Origin of the sequence: uncultured Virgibacillus sp., from assembly GCF_947495635.1 — a bacterium.
Classification (GTDB): Bacteria; Bacillota; Bacilli; order Bacillales; family Amphibacillaceae; genus Virgibacillus; species Virgibacillus salarius.
This window is the reverse complement of sequence record NZ_CANMAB010000035.1, coordinates 1-12,476: the sequence shown is the minus strand read 5'-3', so window position 1 is coordinate 12,476 and position 12,476 is coordinate 1. Positions and strand designations below refer to the sequence as shown.

Genomic DNA, 12,476 nt, shown 5'->3' with positions numbered 1-12,476 from the left:
GTCTGCTACGTTTCTAATCGGGCACTTGCTTTAGTTCTTCATTGGCTGGGACAGGTTGGAACATAACTCTAAAACGAACCATTCTAAAGACAAACAATAAACAGTTGTTTTTGATTAAAACTTATTAGCAACGGCTATTTTTTAAAATAGTTTAAATAATGCAATAATAAACTTGTACGTGCATAGGATAAAGAAAGCATCAAAAGGCAAGTAGATCAAATTATATAGGAGGGGAACGCATGCAGGAAGATAGTGGGAACTTCGTCGTTTCAAAGGAAAACTGGTCCCTCCACCGTAAAGGTTATCAGGATCAAACACGTCATATGGATAAAGTTAAAGATGCTATCAAGAATAATTTACCCGACTTGGTGAGTGAAGAAAATATTATTATGTCCAATGGAAAAGATGTTATAAAAATTCCAATTCGTTCTTTAGATGAATATAAGATTCGCTATAACTACAATAAATCAAAGCATGTAGGGCAGGGGAAAGGAGATAGCAAAGTAGGGGATATCATTGCTCGAGCTCCTCAGGGAGAAGAGGAGGGACAAGGAAAAGGTAAGAAGGCAGGCGATAAACCAGGGGAAGATTATTATGAAGCTGACGTATCCTTAGAGGAAATCGAAGAAGCACTCTTTCGGGAGCTTGAATTACCAAACCTAAAAGAAAAAGAACAGCAGGAGATAACCATCGAGAAGATTGAATTTAATGATGTTCGCAAAAAGGGGTTAATGGGTAATATTGATAAAAAGCGTACTATCCTGACAGCAATCAAACGTAACGCCAGAGAAGGTAGGCCAGGGATTACACCAATTTACAATGATGATTTACGCTTTAAAACATGGAATGATGTAACGAAGCCGGAATCAAAAGCTGTTGTCCTCGCCATGATGGATACGAGTGCTTCAATGGGTACATTTGAGAAATATGTAGCTAGAAGCTTCTTCTTTTGGATGATAAGGTTTTTACGTACTAAATATGCATCTGTTGAAATTGAATTTATTGCACATCATACAGAAGCCAAAATTGTATCGGAGGAGGATTTCTTTTCCAAAGGGGAAAGTGGTGGAACAATTTGTTCATCTGCCTATAATAAAGCGTTAGAACTGATAAATAATAAGTATCATCCATCTCGTTATAATATTTATCCATTTCATATTTCTGATGGAGAAAATATCACTTCCGATAATCCTTCCTGTATCGAGTTGGTGAAGGAGATCATGACTCATTCGAGTATGTTTGGATATGGAGAAGTAAATGGGTATAGTCGCAAGTCAACCCTAATGCGAGCTTTTGAGGAAATTAATGATCCGAAGTTCAGGTATTATATCGTGAAAGAAAAAGCGGATATTTACCAAGCTTTAAAGACCTTCTTCCAAAAAGAAGAGGCATTAGTATAAAACATAAACCGGGCAAATATGATCCAGTATTGCCCGGCTTTCTTATAAGTTAAGAAAGTATAAAATCAGTGTAATGACTGCGTTAAGCCAAGTAGTATTTTGAAATGTTTGATGTATATTGGCAATGCTCCGACTAATTACTTCGCTTTCCGTGGGCACGGCCTCAACTAACTTTGCAAAGAAGAACACGTTGCAAAGTTAGCTGAAGGACAAACCCCACGGAAAGGGAAGTGGGCAGCCGGAGTGGTGGTCAAGCAGTAGCTATTATTCCATAATAGCTACTAGAGGAAGCGTAAATCTGAGCATGTAGTGATAAGGACTGCGAATTTTGCTCAGTTTTTTTTAGTCTAGGAAATTACAATAGTGTTGCAGAGGAAGCAGGTGTAGGGAAAGCAACATTGTACAACAATACTGAGATTCGTGAGAGAATTGAATTATTAAGGAAGCAGGACTCGCAAATGCCAACACCAAAACAATTAAAACGAGAAATGAAAGGCAGCAATAAAAATGCCATTATAGATTCACTAAAACGGAAATCAAGAAACTAGAAGATAATAACAAACAAGTACTAAAGCAGTTAAAAGTAGTAGGTGTATAAAAAAATTTAGTAAAACTATATAGGTTGAAGTAACGATACCAACAAAACATTCTCATACTATGTAGTAAACGGATCAAAATGTTGAAGAACAATCCGTTTCGTTTATGCTAGAAACTAAATGGTATACTAATCACAAAATACTTTAAAAAGCGAGGATATACAATGGTTGCAAGGACTAAAAAGGATTTTAATGGATTAAAAGTAATTGGGGGAATTTGTGGAGCGATTCGAGATGAATTAGTCCATTGTACAAAACCTGGAATTACCACAAAAGAACTCGATGAAATTGCGAAGAAGATGTTTGAAAAAGCAGGAGCCCAATCTGCACCAAAAGGAGAATACGGTTTTCCTGGATATACGTGCATTAGCATAAATGAAGAAGTAGCGCACGGGATTCCGGGGAAACGGACCATTCAAGAGGGAGATATTGTAAATATTGATGTTTCAGGTTCTAAAAATGGGTATTTCGCAGATACGGGAATTTCCTTTGTAGTAGGTAAAGGAGAGATTACTTTACAGAAAATATGTGACGTTGCTAAAGAAGCGTTCGAAGCGGGGCTTAGGAAGGCAAAACCAGGCTCGAAAAAAAATGCGCTGGGTAAAGCTGCACATAATGTAGCGAAACAGCATGGCTTAACAGTTATAAAAAATCTTACTGGGCATGGTATTGGGCGTTCGATTCATGAAGAACCAACACATATTTTCAATTACTTCTCACGCTGGGATGACGAAATTTTAAAAGAGGGTATGGTAATTGCCTTTGAGCCGATAATATCTACGTTTGAAGAAGAAGTTTTCCAATCCGAAGATGGATGGACCTTCCTAACCGATGAAAGCTATGTCGCTCAATACGAACATACGATTATTCTTACGAAAGAAGGACCGATTATTACTACAGCGTAAGAACATTAGTACCACATTTGGGAGCGATTCCCGAACAATTACCAGCGCCCTTATTACGGATTAGGGCCATTTCGTTGAGTAAAGCAAGGGGGACGATTAATTGTATTTTCCATCCAAGAAAGACACTTGGTTAGCTTTACTAATTTGGATGGAATCTTAGCATTTCCGGCCCAGTTTCATGGCAGGATGAAGAAGAAGAGCTCACACCCCTTTGGCACTTTACGCATGCCGCTACTCATGAATTTCATTACAAAGGACAAATCGTTTCAATGCTCAGGCAATTAGAATATACTTCGGACGATACGGATCTTATCAAGCCGGCAACAATAAGTTAATAGTAATAAGATTGTTCATGAAACGGTCGCGATTATTACAAATTACGTCTTTTCAAATTGCAATAACGGAAAAATGATTGTGGATATTTACGAATTTGACAATTGTTATAAGGTCAAAATCAGTTATTCTTTTATGAAATAAGGAAGGTGAAAAAATGAAGAATTTAAAAGATAAACGATTTATTGTTGACGTAAAATCAGGTTATACCCCATTAATAGGAAGATTATTATCTATGTTGGAATATACACGAATTACAACGCTCGAAGCCATAGAGGGGTTAACAGCAGAAGAACTTGATTATCGTATAGATGGCAAGGGGAATTCAATAGGATGCCTTTTGTATCATATAGCATGTGTTGAAGAAGTCTATCAAATTATGACATTTGAGGATAGGGAACCTACTAAAGAAGAGCTACAAAAGCTTGATATAGGATTGAATCTCGGTGAAAAGGCACATACAGAAATCACCAATAATGGAATTGAGTTCTATGTAGAAAAGTTAAACTTAGTACGAGAGCGCACACTAGATTGTTTTAAGGAAATAGAGGATAAATGGTTAGATAAAGTTTCCCCTTTCGGTCCAAATCATAAAGCAAATAACTATTTCCGTTGGTTTCATGTATTTGAGGATGAGCTAAATCATCGAGGTCAAATCCGGCTAATTCGTAACCATATGAAAAGAAAACAGAATGTTTGAATTATAGTTATAAATAGTAAGCGATAAGAGTAGTTTTTTCTATAACAGGGATTTATTCAAGAAACGGGCGAAATAACGGAACGAAGTTGTGCTAGAATTGGGCCAAATGATGGAATATTAATCTGGTTAAATAAACTTTATGAGAGTTGTATTGAGAAGAGGGATTGTGTTGTTATGAAAAAGGCGTTATTTCTTATATTGGACGAGTATGCAGATTGGGAAGGTGCTTACTTGTCGTCGGCATTAAATCAAAGAGAAGATTGGTCTGTTGATACCATTTCTTTAGATGATAGTGTAAATTCAATAGGTGGTTTTAAAACTTCTGTTGATTATATCATTGGTTCAGAACCTAAGGATTTTGATTTATTAGTTATGATTGGTGGGAATTCATGGGGAAATGATAATAAAAAGCTCTTGCCATTAATCAAAACTACATTTCAAAACAATATTCCCATAGGGGCTATATGCGGTGCAGTGGACTTTTTGGCAAAGAATGGTTTCCTAAATGATCATAATCATACCGGAAATTCCGCTTATATCTGGAACGATTATGAAAATTATAATCCTAAGGGTAATTTCCTAGAGGAACAGGCAGTAAAGGATAAAAAATTGGTCACTGCAAATGGAACGGCTGCTATTGAATTTACTCAATTAGTTTTGGAATTGATTGAATTTGACACACCAGAGAATGTCAAAAAAATGATGTATATGAATAAGCACGGGTTTTATAATTACTGCGAAAAATATGGAAACCCATTTTTGGCTTAATATACAGTAACCATTGTTTCAGTATCGGTTCAGTTTGTTGGAGAAGTGATTTTTTCATTTCCCAATTAAAATTATAAGGAAATATAAGCGGGGGAAATAGCATGATTGTAGTTAAAAGAGGATTGCCAGAGCATGTTGAAGGTATTTCTAAAGTTTGTTCCGAAGGTTGTCTGGACACATATGAGGGTATTAGAAGTCCAGAAAATATAAGAAGGAATAATGAGACATTTTATAATTATGACCGTATAGTTCATGAGTTAGATGAAGTGGACGATTGGGACGGCTATTTTGTAGCACTCGACAATGGGGTTGTTGTTGGGGCTATTGGTGGTGGCATGATAGATGATGATAAAAGTGAAGTTTATGTTTTATACTTGGATCCTGAACGCCGTGGGGAAGGGATCGGTACTCAACTTTTAAACCATTTAACAGATATACAACAGACAAAAGGTTCTAAGGAACAGTGGGTATCCGTTCAAAAGGGAAATAATAAAGGTATTCCATTTTATGAAGCAAGAGGGTTTAATTTTATGTACGAAAAAGAGGCATTTAGTAATGCTGAAGAAGAAGATTATATTTCTTTAAGATACCGACGAGAAATATAAAAATTGTACTTTGGGAAATAGTCTCCCAACCTTCTCCAATAGACTTAAACAAACGGGTGCTTTTCCAAATAAGAATCTATGCTCTATTTTAGAATAGGGCCAGATTGTTATATAAACACAGGAGGGGAGATATGAAGCATATTCTCCAATATACAATGGGGCATTTAGGATATTTCATAATAGGGTATATGGCGTTAAGGGTTATGATTATTCAAGATGATAAAGTTGGGTTTACTATATTAGTTGTTGGATCTTTTTTACTTGTGGGCTATGTGCAATTTTTAGAAAAACGGCACGGAACACCAAAATATAGTGGTTACATAAAGCTAATTTTAGTTATAGTATTTTTAATTTCAAGTTTTATAATGCTTATTTAAGCAAACGGGAGAGATTCCAGAACAAGAATCAGCGCCCTTATTACGGATTAGGGCCAGATTATGGAATAAGCAACAATTCAAGAAAAAGTGTAGGGTAGTTTTTAGAAGGGTTATTAATGTAAACATTAAAATTGGACGGGGATATTACACATGGATATATTAATTGAGAAGTTACATGCCACAGATGCGGGAGATTTGTATAAGTTTGAAATTGAAAACAAATATTTTTTCGAAAAAATGGTACCGACCCGAGGAAACGAATACTATAAGTTTGATATTTTTAAAAGAAGACATGAAACATTACTTAAAGAGCAAGCTGAAGGAGTTTCATATTTCTATTTAATTAAAGATAAAAATGGTTCTATTTTAGGAAGAATTAATTTAGTTGATATTGATAGATCTCAAAAAATTGGTTATCTAGGCTATAGAGTAGGACAACTACATACTGGAAAAGGTGTTGCTAAGAAAGGATTGAAATTATTATTAGAAACATTAACAGATCGAGATATTGAACAGGTTAAGGCAAAAACAACAACCAATAACATAGCATCCCAAAAGGTTTTAGAGAAAAATGGATTTGAGCAAACAAAAACCAGTGATGAAGAATTTGAAATGAATGGTCAGAAGTTAAAATTTGTGTATTATAAATGGACCAAATAAAATATCATCTTGAAAAAGAAACGGCTTGATTGTTGTATAAAACTTAGGAAGTTAAAAAATTTTTCCATGTGGATAAATAGGCGCGTGTTGAGCCGCGCCCAGCTTCAGCACCCAGAAACGGGGGCGACTTCACGAATCGCACTATGATAAGTCATTGTCGGCTCACTAACACACCGTGATTCCTTTATCCCCGTTGAGTCGCTCCAGTCGCTATGTTTTTAATCGGCGGGTGTATGCGCTTTTATTTATCTGGAAGGCTATGGATGCTAATCTGCTATTTCGATGGTATAGATGGCACGATCTGTTACCAGGGCAAAACGTGAGCCGTCAAATTGGTATAGGGATGTATCCTCCAGTGGAATTTCGTACATAGAAGTTGGCAATTCTTCAAAATGATTGGAAGCATTTTCGACTTCACCCATTCCATTCAGTTGTAGAGCATGTAAGGGCTGGTAATCATCAATTCTACGTGTGTTTGTCTCATAAGAAACTTTAGATAGATCCATAATCGTTTCATCATAATCGTGAAGCTCCTGTTTTGCAATCTTCACACGTTTTCCACTCCACTTTTTCAAAAGCTTATTAAACTGTTCAATTGTTAAAAATTGATCTGCCATAGTGATTCCTCCTATGAACTAGCTTTTCCCGATTGAGGAGAATCATACAGTTGAAGTTCACAATAAGATTGATTAGTTCACAAATAGCAATATATTAAAAAATAAACCAAGGAATTCCGATGAGGAAGTCCCTTGGTTTATACCCGATTAGAATTGCACTACGGCCTGTCCTTATGCTGACTGTTGTATGGTTTCTTCCTTACTATTTCTGAATTTCCGTGTAATAACTCCTTGTTTTGGACTGAACAAGAAAGCTGCAAGGAATAGTACACCTGTTGCTACTGCCATTGATCCAGCAATGGATACATTTAATTGAACGGCAAACCAATAGCCCATTAGTGCAGATAGGATACCGATCACACCACTTAGGATGAGTAATACAAGAAATCGATCGGTTAGCAGATAGGCGGTGGCCCCTGGTACAATCAGCATGGCTACCACTAGTATTGCTCCCACACTATCAAAGGATGCTACCGTAGATAGGGATACCATTGTCATTAATAAATAATGAATTAAGACGACAGGTACACCAATTAATGTTGCAAACTGTGCATCAAATGTTGACATTTTTATTTCTTTATAAAACAGAATAATCAATAGTAAGTTAATAATCAGCACTGCCCCAAGCATCCAAACGGCAACGGGTCCATAGCTGACACCATTGATTGTCAGAGTATCCCACGGTACAAAAGCAATTTCTCCCATAAGTGCGTGCTGTACATCCAAATGTACTTGGTCTCCAATAAAGGATATTAGTACGACACCTAGGGCGAACAAGGATGTGAATACAATCCCAATTGCAGCATCTGATTGTACGCCTGAGGAGTGTAGCATTTCAACAAATAGAGCCGTTAAAATACCAACGATACCAGCTCCAATTAGCATGGGAACCCCATTTAACGATTGGGTTACGAAAAATGCTCCCACGATACCTAATAAAACAGTATGACTGATCGCATCTGCAATCATTGACATTTTACGTAATACAAGGATAGACCCAGTTACACCACAGGTTACACCTACAAGACATCCAGTTAATATAATCCACATTGTATACGTCATGCGTGCCTCACTCCTTTAAATAAAAGCCCTTTTCTTGATCCAAAAAGTAAGGAAATGAAAAAGATAAGTGATGCACTTAGAACAATCACCGGACCTGTGGGTAGATTATGAAGAGCAGTACTTAAGACAGCGCCGCTCACACCAGAAATGGCTCCAAAAATACCAGCTAGGATGGTCATTAACCCGAGACGATCCGTCCAATATCTTGCTGAGATCGGTGGTGTAATTAATAGTGCTGCAATTAAGACAACACCTACCATCTGAATACCAATTACAACGACGGCAACTACTAGAAATAGCAGAACCCCATTGAAAAATGTTACTGGTAAACCAATTCCACGTGCAAATTGCGGATCAAAGATACTAATTTTAAATTCTTTAAAGAACAAAGCAGTAAGAATGATTAAAACGAATGCACCAATGGCAATTAGTTGAACATCACTTCGTACTAACGAAGCAGCTTGCCCAAAGATGAATGAATCAAGCCCAGCTTGGTTACCACTTGAATTTTGCTGGATATACGTCAGTAAAACAATTCCAAGACCAAAGAAAACAGATATGATTATTCCGATAGCAGCATCGGTTTTAATGCGCGACCTATTTACAATCGTTTGAATCGATTGCGTTGCAATTAAGCTTGTAACCGCCGCACCTGCTAATAAAAAAGGTACAGATTTTACTTGAAACAGAATATATACAATACATACCCCTGGTAAAGCTGCATGGGCCATGGCATCACTGATAAGGCTTTGTTTTTTGAGTAAAACAAAACTGCCGATGACACCACTAGCAAACCCTAGAAGTAAGCTACCGATGAGCACCCATTGCAGGTTAGCGCTGGAGAAAAAGGATGTTACTGCTTCCATTTTACGTATACTCCTTTACTGTTGAAGGGGCTTTTTGTAAAAATGCAATTTTCCCGCCATATGCCTGTTCCAAATTGTCTAACGTAAATACCGACTGTGTTTCCCCATAAGCAATTGGTGATTTATTTAATAATAATACATGATCAAAATAATCATTAACTGTCTGTAAGTCATGGTGTACGACAAGTACTGTCTTACCTTCTGCTTTCCATTCTTTCATTAATTGAATAATAGCTTTTTCGGTTGAAGCATCTACTCCTGCAAATGGCTCATCCATAAAGTATACTTTGGCATCCTGTGCCATGGCTCGGGCAAGAAATACGCGCTGCTGTTGCCCCCCTGATAATTGGCTAATTTGGCGTGTAGCGTAATCTTGCATTCCCACTTTTTCAAGGCATGCTTTTGCCCATGCCACTTCTTTTTTGTTTGCTCGTTTAAATAATCCAATATGATTGTATCTCCCCATTAATACCACATCTAGAGCATTAGTTGGGAAGTCCCAATCAACTTCACTTCGTTGAGGGACATAACCAATGATTTTCTTTTGTGTGCGTATAGGCTTATTAAATATCTCGACACTACCTGATAAAGTAGGTAGTAATTGTAGAATAGATTTAATAAGTGTCGACTTACCAGCACCGTTTGGACCAATAATCCCTGTTATCGATCCCTCCGGTACAGCAAAAGACACGTTCTCAAGGGCAAGCTGTTTATCATAGGTTACCGATATATCTTTTACTGATAATGCGTACATACTAACTCCCACCTTATTTTAGAGATTCAACAATGGTTTCCACATTGTGTTTAAACATTCCGATATAAGTACCTTCTTCAGTACCTGCTTCTCCCATTGCGTCAGAATATAATTCACCGCCAATGGATACTTCTTGACCTTCTTCCTTCGCACCTTCTACCACAGCGTTAATCGAGCGTTCGGAAACACTGCTTTCTACAAATACACCTTTAATATTTCGTTCTACTAATACGTTAATAATACGCTGGATATCATTTACTCCATAATCTGACTCTGTGCTTAAGCCTTGTAATCCCATTACTTCAAAGCCATAGGCTTTTCCAAAGTAATTGAATGCATCGTGAGCGGTTACTAGTACACGGCTTTGCTCTGGAATTTCCTCGAATCGTTCCAGCGCATAATCATTTAATTCATCAAGCTCTTTTAGATAAGCCGCTGTATTTTGGGTGTACGTTTCCTTATTATCGGGGTCCAACTCAATTAATCCATCTCGGACAGCTTCTGCTGCATATTTCCAGAGATTAATATCAAACCAAACGTGTGGATCACTAATATCTGGGCTTTCCGGATCAGCTAATAATTTTTCTTTTGGTATATTTTCTGCAACGGGAATAGTAGGTTTTTCCTGTTTCATTTCTGCAAAAATCTCTCCCATTTGTCCTTCTAAATGAAGTCCGTTATAGAAAATGATATCTGCCTCTGTCATCTTCTGAATATCACCTTGAACTGCATTATATAAATGCGGATCGACTCCAGGTCCCATTAAACTATTTACCTCAACAAGATCTCCGCCGATATTCTCGGTTATATCTCCAATTTGGGCTATCGTTGTAACGACGTTTATGGGATTCTCTTCCGATCCATTAGCTTCATCAGATCCGGAAGAACAACCCACGATCCCAATGATAAGTAATACGGTTAAGCAAAATAATCCTATCTTCCTCAATGTAGTATTTCCCCTCTCTAATAATGTTTGTCTAAGGCAAAACAAGCCTAAAAAAAATCTACTTGTATCTTATGTTAGTAATTCTCTTGTTGTATTATGTCCAAAACATTTTATCAGGATTAAAATGTTTCCTATAGGCAAATTATATGGTACTGGTTTAAAAATAGCAATACTTTTGATCAAAAATTTTACGTTAACATATTTTAACTAGGTAATAAGTACTCATTTTGTATAAGAAAGCAAATTAAAAGTACAAGTAATTGTACATGCAAATCTTATTAACTGTAATCATTCTAGTATTTGTTCATAAACTGTATAAAGTACGTTTGGGGGGATCTATTTGACAGAGATGAAGGAGCTTCATCGTGCCATTGATGAAATTACAGAAATTGCATCAGGATTTGGATTAGATTTTTATCCAATGCGTTATGAAATTTGCCCAGCCGATATTATTTACACATTTGGTGCTTATGGTATGCCGACGCGTTTTAGTCATTGGAGCTTTGGTAAACAGTTTCATCGAATGAAGCTACAATACGACCTAGGTCTAAGCCAAATATATGAACTTGTTATCAATTCTGACCCATGCTATGCTTTTTTGCTTGATACGAATAGTCTTATTCAGAATAAATTAATTGTAGCGCATGTATTGGCGCATTGTGATTTTTTCAAAAATAATGTCCGTTTCTCGAATACAAGAAGAGACATGGTAGAAAGTATGACGGCTACCGCTGAACGAATTGCACATTATGAGATGGTTTATGGAAAAAGGGAAGTGGAGAAGTTTTTAGATGCGATTCTTGCAATTCAAGAACATATTGACCCATCCATCGTAAGGCCAAAATTACCTGCTTATTATATGGAGGACGAAGAGGAAGAAGATACATCTGCTCCTAAAACACCTTATGATGATTTATGGAGCTTAGATGAGAAATCAGATGATAACAAGAAGAGGGAAATAAACAAGCGGAAGAAGTTTCCTCCTCAGCCAGAGAAGGATCTATTATTGTTTATTGAAGAATACAGTAGAGACCTAGAGGATTGGCAACGGGATATCTTAACAATGATGCGTGAGGAGATGCTATATTTTTGGCCACAGCTAGAAACAAAAATTATGAACGAGGGCTGGGCATCTTATTGGCATCAGCGTATTTTACGTGAGATGGATTTAACAAGTGATGAGACCGTTGAATTTGCTACATTAAATGCCGGTGTTGTGCAGCCTTCGAAGCATCAAATAAATCCTTATTATTTAGGGATAAAAATTTTTGAAGACATTGAGGAGCGGTATAATCATCCGACGAAGGAAATGAAGCAATTAGGCATAAAAGAAAATTCAGGAAGAGAAAAGATTTTTGAAGTAAGAGAGCTGGAATCGGATATCTCCTTCATCCGTAATTATTTAACGAAAGACTTGGTAGCGAGAGAAGATATGTATTTATTTGAGAAAAAGGGGAGAAACTATCAAATTACCAATAAAGATTATGAAGCAGTACGTGATCAGCTTATTTCCATGCGAGTAAATGGAGGATTTCCATATATAACCGTAGAAAATGGAGATTACTTGCGGAATGGGGAGCTCTATTTGATTCACAATTATGAAGGGATAGAATTAGATCTAAAATATTTAGAGCATGTGCTTCCTTATATTCATCAGCTTTGGGGCAAAACAGTATATTTAGAAACCTATGTGGAGGATAAGAAAGTTATTTATTCCCATGATGGGAGGAAAACGTATCATCGGCAGCTTTAGTTATGAATATATCTATTGAAATAAGTTGGGACATAACGAAAACAATCCGTTTTTTAAAAGTTAAGAAAGTATAAAATCAGTGCAATGACTGCGTTAAGCCAAGTAGTTATTTTGAAATGTTAGATGTATATTGG

The 12,476-nt window shown here is 36.7% G+C and carries 13 protein-coding genes and 2 pseudogenes; 10 read left to right on the top strand and 5 right to left on the bottom strand.

Translation table 11 applies throughout. The annotated features are described in order from the left end of the window. Nucleotides 1-239: 239 nt before the first annotated feature. The 9 genes and pseudogenes from yhbH (at nt 240) to Q1A47_RS09680 (ending at nt 6,344) form a co-directional block, all read left to right on the top strand. The gene (gene yhbH, locus Q1A47_RS09720) at nt 240-1,400 is read left to right on the top strand and encodes a sporulation protein YhbH (RefSeq protein WP_166529904.1); all 1,161 of its coding nucleotides are present in this window, start codon (nt 240-242) and stop codon (nt 1,398-1,400) included. 353 nt (nt 1,401-1,753) lie between these two features. Beyond that, nucleotides 1,754-1,998: pseudogene (locus Q1A47_RS09715) on the top strand (DUF6262 family protein); the annotation flags it as partial. Nucleotides 1,999-2,160: 162 nt separating this feature from the next. Continuing rightward, a complete protein-coding gene (map, locus tag Q1A47_RS09710; RefSeq protein ID WP_166529905.1) occupies nt 2,161-2,901 on the top strand; it encodes a type I methionyl aminopeptidase in 741 nt (246 codons plus the stop codon). 203 nt (nt 2,902-3,104) lie between these two features. Further along, nucleotides 3,105-3,236, top strand: a pseudogene (locus Q1A47_RS09705) (DinB family protein); the annotation flags it as partial. 233 nt (nt 3,237-3,469) lie between these two features. Continuing rightward, nucleotides 3,470-3,934, top strand: a complete 465-nt coding sequence (locus Q1A47_RS09700; protein ID WP_226983635.1) for a DinB family protein — start codon at nt 3,470-3,472, stop codon at nt 3,932-3,934. A gap of 174 nt (nt 3,935-4,108) precedes the next feature. Further along, on the top strand, nt 4,109-4,702 hold the full coding sequence (locus Q1A47_RS09695; RefSeq protein WP_121604078.1) for a type 1 glutamine amidotransferase family protein: 594 nt from the start codon (nt 4,109-4,111) through the stop codon (nt 4,700-4,702). A gap of 101 nt (nt 4,703-4,803) precedes the next feature. Beyond that, complete coding sequence (locus Q1A47_RS09690) at nt 4,804-5,307, top strand: N-acetyltransferase (protein WP_166529907.1); 504 nt, start codon at nt 4,804-4,806, stop codon at nt 5,305-5,307. A gap of 131 nt (nt 5,308-5,438) precedes the next feature. Next, nucleotides 5,439-5,684, top strand: a complete 246-nt coding sequence (locus Q1A47_RS09685) for a hypothetical protein (RefSeq protein ID WP_026681868.1) — start codon at nt 5,439-5,441, stop codon at nt 5,682-5,684. Nucleotides 5,685-5,834: 150 nt separating this feature from the next. Next, nucleotides 5,835-6,344, top strand: a complete 510-nt coding sequence (locus Q1A47_RS09680; protein ID WP_166529908.1) for a GNAT family N-acetyltransferase — start codon at nt 5,835-5,837, stop codon at nt 6,342-6,344. A 266-nt stretch (nt 6,345-6,610) separates the two neighbouring features. Here the strand turns inward: Q1A47_RS09680 and Q1A47_RS09675 are convergent, their stop codons facing one another. The 5 genes from Q1A47_RS09675 to Q1A47_RS09655 form a co-directional block, all read right to left on the bottom strand. Beyond that, nucleotides 6,611-6,961: a hypothetical protein gene (locus Q1A47_RS09675; RefSeq protein ID WP_026681867.1), complete on the bottom strand. Its 351-nt coding sequence runs from the start codon at nt 6,959-6,961 to the stop codon at nt 6,611-6,613. 171 nt (nt 6,962-7,132) lie between these two features. Further along, entirely contained in the window at nt 7,133-8,023 is an 891-nt protein-coding gene (locus Q1A47_RS09670) for a metal ABC transporter permease (protein ID WP_026681866.1), read from the bottom strand. Further along, nucleotides 8,020-8,889 carry a metal ABC transporter permease gene (locus tag Q1A47_RS09665; RefSeq protein WP_121604077.1) on the bottom strand — a complete coding sequence of 290 codons (870 nt, stop codon included), beginning with the start codon at nt 8,887-8,889 and terminating at the stop codon, nt 8,020-8,022. Before Q1A47_RS09665 ends, Q1A47_RS09670 begins: the two co-directional genes overlap by 4 nt. A gap of 1 nt (nt 8,890) precedes the next feature. After that, the gene (locus Q1A47_RS09660) at nt 8,891-9,643 is read right to left on the bottom strand and encodes a metal ABC transporter ATP-binding protein (protein WP_026681864.1); all 753 of its coding nucleotides are present in this window, start codon (nt 9,641-9,643) and stop codon (nt 8,891-8,893) included. A gap of 13 nt (nt 9,644-9,656) precedes the next feature. Further along, nucleotides 9,657-10,580 carry a metal ABC transporter solute-binding protein, Zn/Mn family gene (locus Q1A47_RS09655; protein ID WP_226983634.1) on the bottom strand — a complete coding sequence of 308 codons (924 nt, stop codon included), beginning with the start codon at nt 10,578-10,580 and terminating at the stop codon, nt 9,657-9,659. A gap of 358 nt (nt 10,581-10,938) precedes the next feature. On the opposite strand from Q1A47_RS09655, the gene Q1A47_RS09650 reads away from it, so the two are divergent. Then, nucleotides 10,939-12,342 (top strand): SpoVR family protein, encoded by a 1,404-nt coding sequence (locus Q1A47_RS09650; protein WP_166529937.1) that lies wholly within the window; start codon nt 10,939-10,941, stop codon nt 12,340-12,342. Nucleotides 12,343-12,476 lie beyond the last annotated feature (134 nt).

What these genes read in the sequence shown, in the direction of transcription:
- yhbH (WP_166529904.1), top strand. Translation starts at nt 240, where the DNA reads ATGCAGGAAGATAGTGGGAACTTCGTCGTTTCAAAGGAAAACTGGTCC.
- map (WP_166529905.1), top strand. Translation starts at nt 2,161, where the DNA reads ATGGTTGCAAGGACTAAAAAGGATTTTAATGGATTAAAAGTAATTGGG.
- Q1A47_RS09700 (WP_226983635.1), top strand. Translation starts at nt 3,470, where the DNA reads ATGTTGGAATATACACGAATTACAACGCTCGAAGCCATAGAGGGGTTA.
- Q1A47_RS09695 (WP_121604078.1), top strand. Translation starts at nt 4,109, where the DNA reads ATGAAAAAGGCGTTATTTCTTATATTGGACGAGTATGCAGATTGGGAA.
- Q1A47_RS09690 (WP_166529907.1), top strand. Translation starts at nt 4,804, where the DNA reads ATGATTGTAGTTAAAAGAGGATTGCCAGAGCATGTTGAAGGTATTTCT.
- Q1A47_RS09685 (WP_026681868.1), top strand. Translation starts at nt 5,439, where the DNA reads ATGAAGCATATTCTCCAATATACAATGGGGCATTTAGGATATTTCATA.
- Q1A47_RS09680 (WP_166529908.1), top strand. Translation starts at nt 5,835, where the DNA reads ATGGATATATTAATTGAGAAGTTACATGCCACAGATGCGGGAGATTTG.
- Q1A47_RS09675 (WP_026681867.1), bottom strand. Translation starts at nt 6,961, where the DNA reads ATGGCAGATCAATTTTTAACAATTGAACAGTTTAATAAGCTTTTGAAA.
- Q1A47_RS09670 (WP_026681866.1), bottom strand. Translation starts at nt 8,023, where the DNA reads ATGACGTATACAATGTGGATTATATTAACTGGATGTCTTGTAGGTGTA.
- Q1A47_RS09665 (WP_121604077.1), bottom strand. Translation starts at nt 8,889, where the DNA reads ATGGAAGCAGTAACATCCTTTTTCTCCAGCGCTAACCTGCAATGGGTG.
- Q1A47_RS09660 (WP_026681864.1), bottom strand. Translation starts at nt 9,643, where the DNA reads ATGTACGCATTATCAGTAAAAGATATATCGGTAACCTATGATAAACAG.
- Q1A47_RS09650 (WP_166529937.1), top strand. Translation starts at nt 10,939, where the DNA reads ATGAAGGAGCTTCATCGTGCCATTGATGAAATTACAGAAATTGCATCA.